This is a genomic window from Trinickia sp. (assembly GCF_051953405.1).
Classification (GTDB): Bacteria; Pseudomonadota; Gammaproteobacteria; order Burkholderiales; family Burkholderiaceae; genus Trinickia.
Map to the genome: position 1 here is coordinate 19383 of NZ_JBQCIV010000150.1, position 17170 is coordinate 36552.

At 63.0% G+C, this 17170-nt stretch carries 18 protein-coding genes and 1 pseudogene; 5 read left to right on the top strand and 14 right to left on the bottom strand.

Translation table 11 applies throughout. The features are described from left to right. Positions 1–64: 64 nt before the first annotated feature. From ACTHN9_RS26780 to ACTHN9_RS26790, 3 genes are all read right to left on the bottom strand, one after another. The gene (locus ACTHN9_RS26780; RefSeq protein WP_440539848.1) at positions 65–601 is read right to left on the bottom strand and encodes an N-acetyltransferase family protein; all 537 of its coding nucleotides are present in this window, start codon (positions 599–601) and stop codon (positions 65–67) included. A 2-nt stretch (positions 602–603) separates the two neighbouring features. Further along, the gene (locus ACTHN9_RS26785; protein ID WP_440539849.1) at positions 604–1197 is read right to left on the bottom strand and encodes a helix-turn-helix domain-containing protein; all 594 of its coding nucleotides are present in this window, start codon (positions 1195–1197) and stop codon (positions 604–606) included. 134 nt (positions 1198–1331) lie between these two features. After that, entirely contained in the window at positions 1332–2111 is a 780-nt protein-coding gene (locus tag ACTHN9_RS26790; RefSeq protein WP_440539850.1) for an NAD(P)H-dependent oxidoreductase, read from the bottom strand. Between the two features lie 72 nt (positions 2112–2183). Here ACTHN9_RS26790 and ACTHN9_RS26795 point away from each other — a divergent pair, with 72 nt between their 5' ends. Then, complete coding sequence (locus tag ACTHN9_RS26795; RefSeq protein ID WP_440539939.1) at positions 2184–3095, top strand: LysR family transcriptional regulator; 912 nt, start codon at positions 2184–2186, stop codon at positions 3093–3095. Between the two features lie 119 nt (positions 3096–3214). On the opposite strand, the gene ACTHN9_RS26800 is transcribed toward ACTHN9_RS26795, so the two are convergent. The 4 genes from ACTHN9_RS26800 to ACTHN9_RS26815 form a co-directional block, all read right to left on the bottom strand. Beyond that, positions 3215–3886 (bottom strand): DUF799 domain-containing protein, encoded by a 672-nt coding sequence (locus tag ACTHN9_RS26800; RefSeq protein ID WP_440539851.1) that lies wholly within the window; start codon positions 3884–3886, stop codon positions 3215–3217. A gap of 14 nt (positions 3887–3900) precedes the next feature. Beyond that, positions 3901–4245, bottom strand: a complete 345-nt coding sequence (locus tag ACTHN9_RS26805; protein WP_440539940.1) for a DUF4810 domain-containing protein — start codon at positions 4243–4245, stop codon at positions 3901–3903. 86 nt (positions 4246–4331) lie between these two features. After that, complete coding sequence (locus tag ACTHN9_RS26810) at positions 4332–5006, bottom strand: CsgG/HfaB family protein (RefSeq protein WP_440539852.1); 675 nt, start codon at positions 5004–5006, stop codon at positions 4332–4334. Between the two features lie 457 nt (positions 5007–5463). After that, positions 5464–6738, bottom strand: a complete 1275-nt coding sequence (locus tag ACTHN9_RS26815) for an MFS transporter (protein WP_440539853.1) — start codon at positions 6736–6738, stop codon at positions 5464–5466. A gap of 104 nt (positions 6739–6842) precedes the next feature. Between ACTHN9_RS26815 and ACTHN9_RS26820 the strand changes: the two genes are divergently transcribed. Next, on the top strand, positions 6843–7820 hold the full coding sequence (locus ACTHN9_RS26820; RefSeq protein WP_440539854.1) for a LysR family transcriptional regulator: 978 nt from the start codon (positions 6843–6845) through the stop codon (positions 7818–7820). A 17-nt stretch (positions 7821–7837) separates the two neighbouring features. On the opposite strand, the pseudogene ACTHN9_RS26825 reads toward ACTHN9_RS26820, so the two are convergent. From ACTHN9_RS26825 to ampC, 6 genes and pseudogenes are all read right to left on the bottom strand, one after another. Continuing rightward, a pseudogene (locus ACTHN9_RS26825) lies at positions 7838–7963 on the bottom strand (3-hydroxybutyryl-CoA dehydrogenase); the annotation flags it as partial. A gap of 10 nt (positions 7964–7973) precedes the next feature. Then, positions 7974–9161: a beta-ketothiolase BktB gene (gene bktB / locus ACTHN9_RS26830; protein ID WP_440539855.1), complete on the bottom strand. Its 1188-nt coding sequence runs from the start codon at positions 9159–9161 to the stop codon at positions 7974–7976. Positions 9162–9189: 28 nt separating this feature from the next. Then, the gene (locus tag ACTHN9_RS26835) at positions 9190–10980 is read right to left on the bottom strand and encodes an acyl-CoA dehydrogenase (RefSeq protein ID WP_440539856.1); all 1791 of its coding nucleotides are present in this window, start codon (positions 10978–10980) and stop codon (positions 9190–9192) included. Between the two features lie 180 nt (positions 10981–11160). Next, entirely contained in the window at positions 11161–12216 is a 1056-nt protein-coding gene (locus tag ACTHN9_RS26840; protein WP_440539857.1) for an AraC family transcriptional regulator, read from the bottom strand. Between the two features lie 35 nt (positions 12217–12251). Continuing rightward, a complete protein-coding gene (locus ACTHN9_RS26845) occupies positions 12252–13052 on the bottom strand; it encodes a GNAT family N-acetyltransferase (protein WP_440539858.1) in 801 nt (266 codons plus the stop codon). A gap of 121 nt (positions 13053–13173) precedes the next feature. After that, positions 13174–14358 (bottom strand): class C beta-lactamase, encoded by a 1185-nt coding sequence (gene ampC, locus ACTHN9_RS26850; protein ID WP_440539859.1) that lies wholly within the window; start codon positions 14356–14358, stop codon positions 13174–13176. Positions 14359–14652: 294 nt separating this feature from the next. On the opposite strand from ampC, the gene ACTHN9_RS26855 reads away from it, so the two are divergent. Then, complete coding sequence (locus ACTHN9_RS26855) at positions 14653–14871, top strand: ribbon-helix-helix protein, CopG family (RefSeq protein ID WP_440539860.1); 219 nt, start codon at positions 14653–14655, stop codon at positions 14869–14871. After that, on the top strand, positions 14865–15230 hold the full coding sequence (locus ACTHN9_RS26860; protein ID WP_440539861.1) for a type II toxin-antitoxin system VapC family toxin: 366 nt from the start codon (positions 14865–14867) through the stop codon (positions 15228–15230). The genes ACTHN9_RS26855 and ACTHN9_RS26860 overlap by 7 nt, the downstream gene beginning before the upstream one ends. A gap of 27 nt (positions 15231–15257) precedes the next feature. Here the strand turns inward: ACTHN9_RS26860 and ACTHN9_RS26865 are convergent, their stop codons facing one another. After that, positions 15258–16175 (bottom strand): LysR family transcriptional regulator, encoded by a 918-nt coding sequence (locus ACTHN9_RS26865; RefSeq protein WP_440539862.1) that lies wholly within the window; start codon positions 16173–16175, stop codon positions 15258–15260. A 119-nt stretch (positions 16176–16294) separates the two neighbouring features. On the opposite strand from ACTHN9_RS26865, the gene ACTHN9_RS26870 reads away from it, so the two are divergent. Next, a complete protein-coding gene (locus tag ACTHN9_RS26870) occupies positions 16295–17170 on the top strand; it encodes an oxidoreductase (RefSeq protein WP_440539863.1) in 876 nt (291 codons plus the stop codon).

Genomic DNA, 17170 nt, shown 5'->3' on the forward strand with positions numbered 1-17170 from the left:
CCTGACGCGAGTTAGTTTAGCGTGACCCCGCATAGAGTCAACTTACATCTCATCGGGGTTTCCCCTAGGCTGGCGATAACTGCTTATGAAAAAAGGTCGTCCCGCACAGTGTACCGTCGGGCATTAGCGCATAGTTCGGGACCGTTCCGACGCGTACCCACCCCGAGCGCTCATACAGCCCTTCGGCCTCGCCGCCCGTCACGGTGTCCAGCACGAGCACGGATTTACCGGCACGCTGCGCCTGTTCGTCGACGGCAGCCATGAGGCGCGTCGCAATGCCTTGGCGCCGAGCGCTGCGCGATACGAGCATCTTCGCCACATCGGCCCGATGCGGCTGATTTTCCGGCTGCGAGATGATGAGCTGCACCGTTCCGACGATTTGCCCTGCCCCGTTTTCGGCAATCAACAAGATACGTTCGTCGCGGGCGATGCCTTCGGCCACATGTCGCCAAAATGCCAGCGCGGTTTGCCGGGCGATCGGCAGCATGAAACTGACCGACGCGCCGCCTTCGACGCAATCGATCAACACGTCGGCGAGCGCGTCCACGCAGGCCATCGCCTCGCTCATCCCCAATCGCCGGATCGCAATCGTTTCGCTCATGATCATCCGTGGCTCCGCGATTCGTCGAACGACGGTTTGCTCAAAGCGACCAAATAACGTGCCGCCTTACGCGACGGGTTGCGAAAAACGATCGGGCAATCGAGCTTCATCGCGAGGCAATCGCCCGCTGCCAAACGCCACTGCCGTTCGCCGACGGTCACTTCCATCGTGCCGTCCAAGATCCATACTTGCTGATGGATGTCGGCGTCGCGCACGCCGGTTTCATAGGCCACTTGCTTGCCTGGCGGAAAACTCACTTCCACCAATTGAATCGGCGACCATGCCGGCGGCGAAACGTTACGCCGAACATAGCCCGAATCGGGATCGGTCCAGACGAGTTGCTCATGCCGCGAACAATGCGGCGCCGGCTCGGGCACGCGCACTTGTTCCGATTGTTCGAATAGCGATGCGAGCGATACGCCGAACGCCATCGACAGTTTGTCGAGAACAATGGCGGTCGGACTGCTTTGCCCGCGCTCGATCAAGGAGATATTGGACCGGCTCACCTTACTGCGCTCGGCCAGCGCATCGAGCGACCAGCCCTTGGCATCGCGCAGTTCGCGCACTCGGCGCGCAATCGTGTCGTGAACGTTCATCTTGTCTAGTTTTATGGAATACGATTTCCAGTAAACTAGACTCGACAAATCTTCTTGTCAATGGAATCGGGCGGCGACGTCGATTCGATCGCCCTCCGCCCTGCGGGTGCCCCCTTCAAGCCCCCTTCGAATCTTCACTCGGCAAGATGCACGCTGAGCCCTGTCTGCCCAGGCAAGATCGCTTCTTTCAACGTGCATTCGGGAATGTCGTAGTCACCGGCATTTTGCCGCCGGTATGGAATCGGCCGCGTGCTCCACAGTTCGTCCAATCGGCGCCCCAATGCGTCGCGCGTCTGCGCGAATCGGCCTTCGTCCATCCGGCTCGTTCGATAGACGAGGAATGGCGGCAACACATCGAAGCCGGGATAGAACAACACGCCATGTTGGATCGGAAACAGAATATCGTCGATCGGACCATTGATCCCTCGCGGGCCGTAATGCGGCTCCCATCCGCCAGTCGTCACGACCAGCATGGCGCGTTTGCCAGCCAACGATCCCTCGCCGTATCGGTCGCCCCAGTGCCGATCCGAGTGTTCGCCCACCCCGTAGGCGAAGCCGTATGCGTACACGCGCTCCACCCACCCTTTGAGGATCGCCGGCATCGAGAACCACCAGAGCGGAAACTGCAGAATGACTGCATCGGCCCACACGAGCTTTTCTTGCTCTAGCGCGATGTCTTCGCTCTGCGTACCGTTTTGGAACGCATGCTTCGACGCAACCGAGGGATTGAATACGGCCCCTCGCACGTGTTCGGTGCTGTCGGAGGCATCGAGCGAGGCCTTCCAGTTCATGGCATAGAGATCGGACACGCGGACGGAATGTCCCGCGTCCTGCAGCCGCTTGACCGAAAAATCCTTCAGCGCCCCGTTCAGAGATCTCGGTTCGGGATGGGCGTAGACGAGCAATACGTTCATGAGTGCGTTCTCCTAGGTCGATGGAGACACAGCGTACGACTCGACACGCTATAGTAGAAATGAATTCCTGAAATCACAGGTATTGCCTTGGATAATCGCCTCAGAAGCTTGGACCTGAATTTGCTCGTGACGCTCGACATGCTGCTTGCCGAGCAGAACGTCACGCGCGCGGCGCAGCGCCTGCACTATTCGCAGCCGTCGGTCAGCGTTCAACTCGCGAAGTTGCGAGACGTATTCGACGATCCGTTGTTGTTACCGGGGCCTCGCGGCATGCGCCCCACGCATCGCGCCGAACAATTGCGCGAGCCGTTGCGCGAAGCGCTCGAGGCCATCGAGCGCGCCGTCGCCCCACCGCAAGCATTCGATCCTGCTCGCGCTAGCCGAACCTGGAAGATCGCCGCCACCGACTACGCCGAATCGACGATCGTCCTTCCCGCACTGCAGCGTCTACGCGCGCAGGCGCCGGGGAGCCGGCTCGCTGTGGTCGAGATGGTGCCGCCGAGGTTCGAGAAACAAGCGGAGCAAGGCGACATCGATCTCGCTTTCCACACGACCGAAGGGGCGCCCGAGCATTTGCGCCGGCGCGTGCTATTCGCCGAACGCTATGTGCTGATCGGCCGTGCCGATCATCCGCGCCTAAAGCGGCGGCCCACCGTCGCGCAATTTTGCAAGCTCGAGCACGCCATCGTGTCGCCCGACGGCGGTGGATTTCATGGGGTGACCGACGAAGCGCTCGGGCAAGTCGGCCTTACGCGGCAGGTCGTGCTCTCCGTTCCGCACTTTCTCTTTTTGGTGTCGGCGGTGGCGAGCACGGACCTCGTGGCCATGGCCCCGTTTCGGTTGGCATCGGCCCATCCCGGCTTGCGGGTGGTCGAGCCGCCCGTCGATGTTCCGGGCTACGAGATGTCCATGCTCTGGCATGAGCGCGCGCACCGCGATCCGGCTCACGCATGGCTCAGAGAGCAGATTGCCGCTGCGGTTTGAGCGCGCGCCCCACCCTTAGCCGCGATGACCGACGACTAGATCATCCGCGATCGAACGAGGCGGACGCGGCGCGGAACGACCGATTGCCGTCCCGGGCCAGGCCTATCGCGAACCCGTCATTAGTCCGTCTGATACTTGGGCGAATACGGGCCATAGAGCCAGCCGTTCGGCGGCCCGGCGTGCAGCAACCGCCAGCTCGTCAAGCCGGCGACGTCATGACTTTCGTCGGTCAAGCTGTGGATGATCTGCTTCACGGCGGCTTGGACCAGCAAACCGATCAAGCCTCCGCCGGCATTGGCGTTGCCGTGCAGCTCGTCGCCGGTCGCCACCGCCGATCCTTGCCAGAGCACATCGCCCGTGCGCAAATCGACGAGTTTGGACGACGCCCTGACGACCGTCGAACTGTTGATCACCTGATAGACGGAGCCGTACTGCGTCACTTTCGTGTACAGCGCGGCGTCGGCGCCGAAAATCTCGCGCAGCTTGGCGGCCGGGGCCATTTCGATATCGGTCGGCGTCGTCAAGCCGTTTTGCTTGAACGCTTCATCCATCACCGCCACGGGCACGACGTAGTAGCCCGCTTCGGCAACGGGCATCGTCATCTGCGAGAGCATGCTGTACGACGCCTTGATATCGGGCGTCGCGTTCTCGGGCGGCAACAGCAAGATCGAACGAGGCCGGCTGCTCTTGAACGCCGTGTAATCGACGTGCTTAACCGGTGCCGCGCAGGCGGCCAGGCAGGCCAGCGCGAAGAAGGCCAGCCACAGTCGGAGAGAAAAGAATTTGAACATGGTCGGGCCGCAATTTACTTGGGTTTCTTCATCAAGAAGTCCATGAAAGGCGCCGACTCGGGGAATTGCTTTTCCTCTGCCGCGAACTCTTGCTGGGACTCACGATCGTTGCCGACACTGGCGTACAACATGCCGAGCTGGGCGTGGAAACCGGGCGGAGGCACATGACCTTTCGCCTGAATTTCCTGCAGCGCCTTCTCTAGTGCATCGATCTGCTGTTGCGGGCTGTCCTTGCCCTTGAAGTAGGCATACACCTCGGGCTGGTAGGCCGTCCATTGGTAAAGCGACGGTGTCGTCGGCGCGCAGCCGGTAAACAGCAGCGTGGCCGCAAGCGCGGCGAACCCCGCGCCGCGCGATATGAGCGTGTGTTTCATCTTTATTGCTATCGTTATCGTTATCGATGGTGTGCGAATCGGGAACCTAAGTGCCGATCAATCAGCGCCGATCAATTCGTCCGCAATGCGCCCGCGTCGATTCGCTGGGCCAAATGATTGACGGCCTCTTGAATCGCGAGATCGAGCACCTTGCCGTTGAGCGTGGAGTCGTAGCCCGCCGTGCCCCCGAAGCCTACGATTTCGCGATCGGACAAACTGTATTCGCCGGCGCCCTGGGCCGAGAGTACGACTTCCGACGTCGTCGTATCGACGACATTCAAACTGACCTTGGCATAGGCGATTTGCTTGCGGCCGCGCCCCAGAATGCCGAACAGCTCGTTATCGCCGATTTCCTTGCGCCCGAACTCCGACACGTCGCCCGTGATCACGTAATTCGCGCCTTTCACCGACTGCGCCTTATGCATGAAGCCAGCTTCTTGCTTGATCTCGCTCAGGTTGTCGCGATCGAGCACGCTGAAACGGCCGCTTTGTTGCAAGCGCGTCGTCAGAATCGTCTTCGCTTGGCTACCCAGTCGATCGACGCCGTCCGAGAAGATTCCGCGCATGTATTCCGAACGGTTGTCGAACTTTCCGATCGAGATCGCCACGGGTTTGCCGGCATACGGCGTTTGCGCGACGGCGACGACGGGAACGGCGAGCGTCTGCGACGATTCGGTGGCGCAACCGCTCAACGCTGCGGCCACGACCCCGATCAACAAGGCACCGGATAGTTTCGATGGTCTCAAAGTCTTACCCCTTGGTTTTTCAGAAAGCACTACGTTGAAATAGTTTTGGACAACGCAAGCGAGCGCCGTTTTGCCCTAGGCATGACGAACGTGCAGTGAAAGCAGTCGGGTTTTAACGAGGCGCGGCGGAATGAAAGAAAATACGGTGCGCGCGAATGGCGCCGCCTGCTGGAAGAAGAGGATAAAAAACGCTACCGCTGATCATCATAGCCCCGTGGATCGCCGCAATTATTGGTCGTCTTTTGCGGGCGATTGTAGCCGATCAGCCTGCAATCCTAGGGGCGTCTCATGTTGGCACTGCCAATTAACAACAGTCGAGCCGCGAATCCGCGGCTGCGACCGAGCGGGTATTGACAGATGCGGGGCAATGCCGCTATCCGCGCTTTTCGCTGGGCGAGGCCAGGCGCACCGGCACCGGTGAGCGACCTCGGCCGCCGTCCAGCGGCAGCCGAGCCGATCAAACGCCATGCCTTCGCGCGCCGCCTTGCGCCGCCGTGGGATGCGGCCACATCCGCACCGCCAATGCCGCGAGCGACGTCGTCACCGCCATCGCGATCACGCCCATCCATCCCCACTGCGCCAACATCGCCGAGCCGATGGCCGCGCCGGCCGACATGCCGACGAACATGCCCACGAACAGCACCGCATTAAGACGGCTGCGCGAAGCGGGATCGATCCCGTAGACGATCGTCTGATGCGCGATCAGCGTAGTTTGAACGCCCAGATCGAACCCGACCGTCGTCAACGCCAGCAGCACCAATTGCGCATGCGGCGTCATCGCGGCGCCCAGCGCCATCGCGGCAAACGAAATCGTCGCAATGCCGATACCGAGCCGCGTCACCCACTCCGGCCCGTGTCGGTCGGCCAAGCGGCCGGCGATCGGCGCGCCGAGCGCTCCTGCCGCACCGGCGAGCCCAAAGCCGCCCGCGACGGCGCTGCCCAGATGAAACGGTGCGCCGTGCAACAAGACGGCCAGCGTCGACCAGAATGCGCTGAAACCCATCGCCAGCAAGCCCTGTGCGATCGCGGCGCGCCGCAGCGCCCTTTGATGCCGCCACAGATGCCCGAGCGATGCGATCAGCGCGCGGTACGGCAAATGGGTGGTTGGCTTGAAAGGGGGCAAACCGCGTGCGGCGGCCAGGCCGATTGCGGCGACGCTCGCCGCGGCCGCGACGAACATCGCACGCCAACTGTAGTGGGCCGCGACCAAGCCGCTGACGACGCGCGAGAGCAAAATGCCTAGCAACAAGCCCGTCATCACCTTGCCCACCACCTTGCCGCGATGCGCATCGGGGGCTAAAACGGCCGCGGCCGGCACGACGTCTTGCGCCATCGTCGCGGACAACCCGATGGCAAAGCTTGCGACGAGCAAGCATCCGATCGACGGCGCAACTGCCGCCAGCAACAGCGCCACGACGAGTGCCGTCGCTTTGGCGAGAATGACCCGGCGCCGGTCGAAACGATCTCCGAGCGGCGCCAACAACAAAATGCCGGCCGCATAGCCGAGCTGCGTTAGCGTCGGCACCATGCCGACCGCTTGCGCCGATGCGCCCATATCCGACTCGAGCACGCCCAGCATCGGCTGGCAGTAATAGAGCGGCGCCACGCCCAGGCCGGCCGCCGTCGCCAACAGCAAGACGAGACGCGGATGCGGCATGGCCGCCCCATGGGCTGGCGTAGACGGCCGAGACGCGTTAGCGGGCGTCGTCTCGAGCGTTTCCGTAGTGGACATAGCGGGTGCCTCGCAAAAGGGATCGACTGAATGGACGCGAGTTTGACGGGCCAAGCCCAATGCCGGTAGTACCGCGAGCCGTAGATTTGCTATACGCTGCACGTATGACCGAGAAAAATCGCCATTCATCGGCCCCACACGGCACCAAACGTGCCACCGCGCTTTCGTTGGAGGGCGCCAGCCAGCGTTTTCAGCTCATGGAAACGTTCGTACGTATAGTCGAATCCGGCAATCTCTCGGCGGCAGCAGGCCAACTGCACACCACGCAGCCAACCGTAAGCCGCCGCTTGCAAGCGCTCGAACGCTCGCTAGGCGTGCGCCTGCTGCATCGCTCGACGCATACGATGCGGCTGACCGTGGACGGCGAGCGCTGCTTTAAGCGTGCCAAGGAATTGCTGGCGAGCTGGGCGTCGTTCGAGGCGGACATGCGCGGCGCGCAAGAAGAACCCGAGGGCCTATTGCGCGTGGCGGTGCCGCATGCCTTCGGCCAGCAGCGTTTGGTCGAACCGTTGGTTCGGTATTTGAACGACTATCCGCGCGTGCAGGTGGAGTGGTTGTTGCAGGACGACGTGCGCGATTTCATCGCCAAGGGAATCGATTGTGCCATTCAAGTGGGCGAACCCAACGACCCGGCGGTGGTGGCGATTCGGCTGTCGAAGGTACCGCGGATCGTCGTGAGTTCGCCCTCGCTGCTCGAGGGCGGCCGTGTGCCGCAAGCGCCCGACGAACTGGTCTCGTTGCCGTGGATGGCGTTGCGAACGTATTACCGTACCGAGCTGACGCTCACGCACGAAGAGACCGGCGAGACGCGCCGCATCCCGATCCAGCCGCGCGTGAGCACCGACAATCTCTATGCGCTGCGCAGCGCCGCGCTGCTCGGCATGGGGGCATGCGCAAGCTCGGCCTGGCTGCTGGCCGACGATCTCGCCGCGGGCCGTTTGATTCAGCTTGCGCCTAGGTGGCAGGCGCACGCGCTGCCCGTCTACCTGCTCTATCCGCACGCCCAATACTATCCGTCGCGACTGCTGCGGTTCATCGCCCTGATGCGCGAGGCGGTATCTATCGCGACACAGGACGATTGAAACGAAGCAACGGCCGCTCAAGCGTATTCGTACACGCCGCGCCCCGTCTTGCGACCGAGGCGCCCAGCCGCCACGAGTTCGCGCGCTTCCGCCTTCGCCACACCCTCGGCCAACACGAAAAACGCTTCGTCGATCATCGGCACGAACTCGATCTCACTGCATGTTTTCGAAAATCGCGGCAATGCCCTGTCCGCCGCCGATACACATCGTCACCAACGCATAGCGGCCGCCGATGCGCCGCAATTCGTGGATCGCCTTCACCGTGATCAGCGCGCCCGTGGCGCCGATCGGATGCCCGAGCGAAATGCCCGATCCGTTCGGATTGACCTTCGCCGGATCGAAGCCGAGTTCGCGTGTGACCGCGCAAGCCTGCGCCGCGAATGCCTCATTGGCCTCGACGACATCGATGTCGCCCACGGACAAGCCCGCGCGCTCCAACGCCTTGCGCGTCGCCGGGACGGGGCCGATGCCCATCTGCAGCGGATCGACGCCGGCGTGCGCATAGGCAACGAGACGCGCCAACGGCTTGACGCCGCGTTGCTCGGCCGCCTCGCGCGACATCAGCAAGACAGCCGCGGCCGCATCGTTGATGCCCGACGCGTTGCCTGCCGTCACCGTGCCGCTCTCGCGATCGAACACCGGCTTCAGTTGCGAGAAATCCTCAAGGGTGGCATTCAACCGCAGGTGCTCGTCCGTATCGAATGCCACCTCCTTACCCTTGACGCGCCGCAGTACCGGCACGATCTGTCCGGCGAACCGGCCTTCGGCGATCGCGCGTTCGGCGCGCCGGTGCGATTCCAGCGCGAGCGCATCTTGGTCTTCGCGCGAGATGCCGAACTTGCGTGCGACGTTTTCCGCCGTCACCCCCATCGGCACTTTGTGAAACGGATCGTTCAGCGCGCCGAGCATCATATCGACCATGCGAGCATCGCCCATGCGCGCACCGAAACGCACGTCGCTCGCGATGTACGGCGCGCGGCTCATGTTTTCCGCCCCGCCGCCGATCGCTACTTGGGCATCGCCGAGCATGATGGTTTGCGCGGCGGACACGATCGCTTGCAAGCCGGACCCGCACAGGCGGTTCACGTTGAAGGCGGGCGTCGTTTCCGGAATGCCCGCGTCGATCGCCGCCACGCGGGACAGGTACAAGTCTTTCGGCTCCGTCGCGATCACATTGCCGAACACGACGTGATCGACCCGCTCCGGCTCGACGCCCGTGCGCGCCAGCACCTCGCGCACGACGATCGTCGCCAGTTCGGTCGGCGCGACGTCCTTCAGGCTGCCGCCGAATTTGCCGATGGCGGTACGCACGCCGCCTACCACGACCACTTCCTTGTTCATCGGTGCTCTCCTCAATGATCCTTCGGGCTCAGAATTGTTCGATATCGAGCGCCAGCAGACCTTCGCCGTTTTTCGCCGTGACGATCGACGTGTGCAGCGCGGCAGCGTGCGGCAGCAAATGCTCGGCAAAGCATTGCGCGGTCAAAATCTTGGCACCGTAAAAGGAAGGGTCCTCGGCACGCTTGTCTTGCGCGACCAATGCCGCGCGCGCCATCTGCCACCCCGCGAGGACGACGCCCGCCAGCTTCAGGTACGGGACGCTGCCGGCGAACACGGCGTTCGGATCGCGCTTGCCTTGCGCGACGACGAATTCGACAACGGCGCCCAATGCGCGCCGGCCGGCTTCCAGCTGCGTCGCGATCGACCGGAACGCGCCGTCTTGCTGCGCGTTCAACGCGTCGACGGTCTTGTCGATTTCGCGCAGCAGGCTACGCGCCACCGCGCCGCCGTCGCGCAGCGTCTTGCGCCCCACCAAGTCGTTCGCTTGGATCGCCGTCGTGCCTTCGTAGATCGGCAAGATACGCGCGTCGCGGTAGTACTGCGCGGCGCCCGTTTCCTCGATGAAGCCCATCCCGCCATGCACTTGCACGCCGAGACTCGTCACGTCGAGCGATATTTCCGTGCTCCATCCCTTCACGATCGGCACCAAATATTCGTAGATGGCCTGGTGCTCGGCCCGCACTTGCTCGTCGGCATGACGATGCGCGATATCGCTGTGCGCGGCCGCCACGTAACCGAGCGCGCGCGCGCCTTCCGTGAGCGCCCGCATCGTGCCCAGCATGCGACGCACATCGGGGTGATGCGCGATCGTCACCGCCTGTTTCGCCGAGCCGTCGACGGGGCGGCTCTGCACGCGCTCCTTCGCATAGGCGAGCGCTTTCTGATAGGCGCGATCGGCCACGGCAACCCCTTGCATGCCCACCGCGAAACGCGCCGCGTTCATCATGATGAACATGTATTCGAGGCCGCGATTTTCCTCGCCGATGAGATAGCCGACCGCTCCGCCGTGATCGCCGAATTGCAGCACGGCCGTCGGACTGGCTTTGATCCCGAGCTTGTGCTCGATCGAGACGCAATGCACGTCGTTGCGTTCGCCGAGCGTGCCATCCTCGCGGATCATGAACTTCGGCACGATAAAGAGCGAGATGCCCTTCACGCCTTCGGGCGCATCGGGGGTGCGCGCCAGCACGAGATGGACGATGTTCTCGGCCATGTCGTGCTCGCCCCACGTGATGAAGATCTTCGTGCCGAACACGCGATAGGTGCCGTCGCCTTGCGGCTCGGCGCGCGTGCGTACGAGCGCCAGATCCGAACCGGCTTGCGGCTCGGTCAAGTTCATCGTGCCGGTCCATTCGCCCGAGATGAGTTTGGGCACGTAACGCTGTTTCTGCTGTTCGCTACCCGCCGTGAGCAACGCTTCGATCGCGCCGTCCGTCAGCAACGGGCACAGCGCGAACGACAGATTCGACGCGTTCAGCATTTCGATGCACGGTGTGGCGATCGACTTCGGCAGGCCCTGCCCCTCGTATTCGGACGGGTGCTGCACGCCTTGCCAGCCGCCTTCGACGAACTGGCGGAACGCCTCCTTGAAACCCGGGGTGGCCGTCACGACGCCGTCCTTCCACGTGCTGGGATTCCGATCGCCTTCGACATTGAGCGGCGCCAACACCTCCTCGCACAGCTTGGCGGACTCTTCGAGCACCGCTTGCGCCGTATCGATGCCGGCATCCTCGAAACCGGGAAGACGGGCCACCTCGTCGAGGCCGGCCAGCTCCTTCAGCACGAACAACATGTCCTTGATCGGGGCGGTATAGCTCATAGCGCACTGTCCAAATGAGTGAGAGGAAGCGAGCCGGCCGCGGCATGACATATACGGCCATTTCGGCATGGTTTGGACTAGATCGTAACGATAAAGTGCCAGCGCGTGCTGGCGAAACCGGACCACCTACTGACAAATCTGGCCAGAAGCGCGAAATAGGCAGGCAAGCGCGGAGGCGGACTACGCGCGCCTGCGGTACGTTCCGGGCGTGCTGCCCGTCCAATGGCGGAAGGCGCGATGAAAGGCACTCGGATCGTCGAAGCCGATGTCGCCGGCGATCTTCGCGATCGTTTCGTCCGTCTCGGTCAACCGCTGGATGGCAATATCGCGACGAAGCTCGTCCTTCAAGGCTTGGAACGTCGTTTCTTCCCCCGCGAGACGCCGGCACAGGGTACGGACGGAACAGTGCAGATGGGCGGCGGCCTGCTCGATCGTCGGCAGGTCGGGCAGTTGGCCGGCCAGATATTGCCGGACGCGGTGGCTGACCAACTGCTCGCTGAACGAACCGAAGATCCAATCGCCGGGCGCGCGTGCCAGAAACTTGCGCAAGTTGCGCTTGCTTTGCCGAATCGGCAGGTCGAGGTAAGCGGCGCTGAAGTGCATGAGCGTCCGATCGCGATCGAACAGCACCGGCCCCGAAAAGAAATAGCGGTGATCGAGCGCATGCGCGGCACGCGGGCAGGCAAGCTCCACTCGAAGCAGCGAGATGTTCTGACCAATGAGCCAGGAGGACACGCCGTGAACCAGCTTGAGCATCAGCTCATGCCCCAGCGGGCCGATGTCGTGCGCGACCGGATTGGGGCGCAGGGTCAACTGGGCGAGCGCGCCGTTACGCCGCGACTCGAGACGAAAATCGTCGAGCACGATGTGAAAGAACTGGCAGAAACGATGCAGCGCCGTTTCGAGGTTGCGCGCATCGAGCAAGCTCAAGCATAGGAATTTCAAGGTCCCGCTGCGCAGCGGCCGGCTGAAAAAGCCCGGCATTTCGTCGTCGAGCGCGATGGCGATCGCCTGATAGAGCGTGGAAAATTGCTCCTCCGTCACGCGCGCGCCGGGCTCGGCCAGCAGCTCCGGCGCGACGCCGGCCTCCTCCAAATACCGGCCCATCGTTTCCGGGCGCGCCTGAGCACCCGCGAGAAACGCCTTCACAAGCGAGATCGGGACTGTCGCGCTCGGCGGTTCGGGCGATACGGGGGGCGGAGCGCGATGCGGCTCGTCGACGGTCGAACGATGCATAAGTTAGCGTCAAAAGACGAGCCGCCCATGCGTGGCTAGCTCGGCGCTTGGCAAAGGGTACCGATTCGGCCCTCCCGGACGAAACCGAGCGATTCGTAGAGCCGGATCGCATGATACGCTTCGTCGGCCACGATCACGAGACGGTCCCGCGCACCGGCCGCACGCTTGACGACCTCGGTCAGCAGCGTTCGGCAAACCCCCTTATTGCGCTGATCTTCGCGCGTGACGATCGATTGAAAACGTCCGATGCGCCCGAAAAAGAACAGGCCCAAGTTGCCGACCATCTCGCCGTCGATGAAGGCGCCCCACCAATTGCCCCATTGCCGCTCGATCAGCCCGCGATAAGCCGAGCGCTGGAAATCGACGCAGCGCAGCGAGACTTCGCTCTCGGGATCCGGCATGTTCGCCAGCGACATGCGCGCCCAATCGTCCCAATCGCGGTCGGAATCGAGCAGCCTGACCGCGATCGCTTCGTTGATCGCGTTCGAATGCACTGCGTTACGTTCGGCGACGAGCACACTAAATAGGCCGGCCTCGTAGCCGTGGGCGACGTACGCGTCGAGATCGGCGAGCGGGCCCATGCCCTCGGGCCAGGCGAACTGGCGGTGGACGTAGGCCGGCGGGCTGCCGACGAGGCGGGCGAAATCGGCCTCCAACCGCTGACGATCGTCTTGCGATGGACGCGCCGGCAATACGAGCATATTCCCCGAAAAATAGTCCGGTGCCTGCGCCGTGCGCATGAAGACATATCGATCGTCATGCGACACGGAGCCGATCTCGGCATGCAGTAATAGATCCGTTGCTAGCCCTAAGTTTTCTTGTATTTGTCGATGCATGCCTGAATCTGAATCGATCGGTTGGTACAGCGACGGGGCTTCGCATGAGCGAACGGCATCGTCAACGCGCGCAACCGTGAAGAGGGAAGCAATGATAGCGGTTCATCTGCGCGCCTGCTCGTTATCGTGGCGACGAAATGGGCGACGACGCAATGGCGCTCAAAATTCGATACGCGGCACGCACACGCTCGTCGATCGGAAAGTTCTTGTTCGCCAGCAAGACGATGCCCATTTGGCGCTTAGGAATGAAGGCAATGTAGGCACCGAAGCCGTTAGTCGAACCGGTCTTGTCGATCCACACGTCCTTGCTCGGCGCCTGCGGCGGCACGATGCGCGATACCGGTGTCGGGTTCAGGATGACCGCGGCCGAATTGCCTTGCAGCAAGGCATCCAGCGCGACGGGATACGCATATTGCTCCCAGATCAAATCCTGCGTCATCGGGCCCACGCGATAGTAGCCCGTGTGCGTCTGCGTCACGGCGCGCTGCCATTTGTCGTCCACCTTGGCCAGATTCATGTTCGCTTCGATGAACCGAAGCATGTCGCCGGCTGTCGTTTTGAGGCCGTATGCCTGTGCCCACAACATGCCCCGCCCCAAGCGAATCGGCGTGTCTTGCTTCGTATAGCCTTGGGCGTAATCGGGCTCGCGCGCGGCGGGGACGTCGATATACGTACTCGCCATGCCGAGGGCGGGAAAGAGCCGCTGCTGCATCGACGAAATGAAGTCGTCGTTCATGCTCTTGGCCGCGATCATTCCCAGCAAGCCAATCCCGAGGTTCGAGTAGGTGCGGTACGTGCCTGCCGCGTACGCGGGGCGCCAAGCTTTCAAATAGGCGATCAGATCGTCGTCGCGCTCGATCGAGTCGGGCACCTGCAGCGGCACCCCACCCGGCGTGTGCGTGCCGAGATCGACCAGGTCGACCGCGCCGAACGCCGTGCCGTTCAGCGCCGGCAGATAGCGGCTCGCCGGATCGGACAACGATAGATAGCCATTCGTATTCGCGTAGGAAACGAGCGTCGCCGTGAGCGTCTTGCTGATCGATCCCAGTTCGAACAACGTTCGGTCGTCGACGGGCCGGCCCGTTTCGGCCGATGCGACGCCATAGTCGAACACATAAGGCTTGCCGCGCTCGACGATCCCAACGGCCATACCGTGGATGCCGTCTTTGCGCATCAGCGGTTCGATGACGGCATCGACGATTTTTTGGGTGCGGGCTTTCGGTGTGTCGGCCGTGCGGCCGACCGCCGCTGAGGTAATGGCGGCCAGCCCGGCCGCTGCAATGAGGCCAATGACGCTCGTCTTCATGGGTGGATTCTCCTGGTACCGCCGTTCTGTGATCGAGGAACGAGCGCGAGCGTAACGCCCGCCACTCGACAGTTTCGCTTGCATGTGGGCCGAAGCCTGCTTCGGCCTCGGTGCATGCCGGCGCTATGGGCACTGGAGTATCCGCTCGCCGCCGCTTGGCCACAAACGACGGTTATTTGAGCGAAACAAAAGAAAAACTATCGGCTGAACCTTTTCGCCACGGGCTGCGCGCCTATATCGTTTGGCTGGGTTGTTTTGATATATGATATGGATATCATGTGAGGAGTGCTAACCATGAGTCGAATCCTGGTCGACCTATCCGAAATGCAGATTTCCCAACTTGCAGCACTCGTCGAAGCACAGCGGCGCCCGCGCGCCGCCATCGTTCGCGACGCGATCGACGCCTATATCGCCACGCACAACCGCACCGCCGGCGCCGACGCTTTCGGCCTGTGGAAGCACAGAAACGTCGACGGCCTCGAATATCAACGGGAGCTTCGGTCGGAATGGTAAAAGCGCTCTTCGACACGAACATCCTCATCGACTACCTGAACGGTGTCGCGGCCGCCAAGCAGGAATTGGCGCGCTATCGGGAGCGTGCGATCAGCGTCATCACGTGGATGGAGGTGCTCGTCGGCACGGCCGCAAGCGAGGAGCCGACGATCCGCACATGGCTTTCGTCGTTCGAGGTCATCGAACTGGACGGCGAGATCGCGAGCCGAGCGGTCGAAATCCGCGAGCAACGGCGCATTCGGCTTCCGGACGCGATCGTCTGGGCGTGCGCCGACGTCAATTCGTTGTTGCTCGTTTCACGCAATACGAAGGACTTCCCGGCCGACGAGCCCGGGGTACGCGTGCCTTATGCGCTATAGGTGCAATCGAAGCGGCCGTCGCTTTCCCTAGGCCGCGCCGCCGGGCTTCGTCTCTTCCCGTCCGCGGATGAAATCGATGAACGCACGCAGTGGCGCGGGCACATGCCGGTGGCCGGGGTAGTAGAGAAAGGGGCCGGTGAACGGCACCCACCACGCCTCGAGCAGCGGCTCCAACTCGCCGCTGTCGAAGTAAGGCTGCAGCATCTCCTCGAACAAGTGGACGACACCCGCGCCGCCCAGCGCGACGCTAATGGCCAGATCGAGCGCCAAGGAAGGCTTGACCAAGAGCGGTCCCGGCGGCTCGAGCCGGTACGCCTCCTCGCCTCGCCGATACTGCCAAGTCGCCATCGCCCCGCTCGAGAACTGGACGCGCAAGCACGCGTGCGAAAGCAGGTCGCGCGGATGAGTGGGCCTTCCGCGCCCCTCGAGATAACTCGGCGCCGCCGCCGTGGCAATGCGCTGCACGCGCGGGCCGATCGGAATCGCCACCATGTCCTGCTCGAGCCGCTCATCGTAGCGAATCCCTGCATCGCAGCCCATGGCAAGGACGTCGACGAACCCATCCTCGACAATCACTTCCACCTGAATGCCCGGATAGGCCTGGATGAACGGCGTCACGATACCGGGCAGTATCGTGCGCGCGGCGCTCGCCGGCACGTTCAGCCGCAGCGTTCCGGTGGGCGTGTCGCGGAACGCGTTCAGCACATCGAGCGCGGCTTCCATCTCGCCGAACAGCGGCATCAAGCGCCCAAGCAAATGCGTGCCGGCCTCGGTCGGCGCCACGCTGCGCGTGGTTCGATGCAACAAGCGCAAGCCGAGCTTCGCCTCCAGCCTCTTGACCGCGATGCTCAGGCTCGACGCCGATACCCCGCTCGCCCGCGCCGCATCGCGAAACCCGCCAGCGCGAGCGACGGAGGCAAACGCCGCAAGATCGTTGAAATCCATGGGAAGGGAAACTGTTCATGATTTTGAACAACCCGTGCACCTTAGATCGGATTATCGAACGGCGCAATCGCTTCCATACTCGGCGAGGTCGATCACTCATCGCCGAACAAGGAGGCGCTATGCCGTCAACCTCGATCCATTCAACCTACCCCTTCGCCGGACATACGGTGCGCCGGCTCGGCTACGGGGCCATGCGCCTGTCGGGTCCGAACATTTTCGGCCCGCCGAAAGATCACGATGCCGCGCTGGCCGTGCTGCGCGCAGCAGTCGCCGCGGGCGTCGATCATATCGACACGAGCGACTTCTACGGGCCGCACGTCACGAATCGGATCATTCGCGAAGCGCTGCATCCCTACCCCGATTCGCTCGTCATCGTCACGAAGGTCGGCGCCGTCCGCGGCAGCGACGCTTCATGGCTGCCGGCACAAGCGCCGGACGACATCCGCCGGGCCGTGGACGATAACCTGCGCAACCTGGGTCTCGACGTGCTCGACGTCGTGAATCTGCGGCTCATGTTCGACCCGCATGCGCCGAAGGAAGGCCCGATCGAACAGCAGATGGAAACGCTGGCGGCGCTCCAGCAGGAAGGGCTCGTGAGGCACATCGGCGTAAGCAACGCAACAGCGGCCCAGGTCGCGCAAGCGCAGCGAATCGCACCGATCGTGTGCGTGCAGAATCACTACAACTTGATGCACCGGCACGACGACGCGCTCATCGACGCACTCGCGGCGCAAGGCATCGCCTACGTGCCTTACTTTCCGCTCGGGGGCTTTTCGCCGATCCAGTCGGCCGCACTTTCAACACTCGCCGACACGCTCGGCGCCACGCCGATGCAAATGGCGCTCGCCTGGCTGCTGCATCGAGCGCCGAACATCCTCTTGATACCGGGGACATCGTCGGTCGGCCATTTGCGCGAAAACTTGCAAGCGCAGGCATTGCAGCTATCCGAGGCGACGTTGGCCGAACTCGATGCGTTAGGCCGGCTCGAAGCGTAG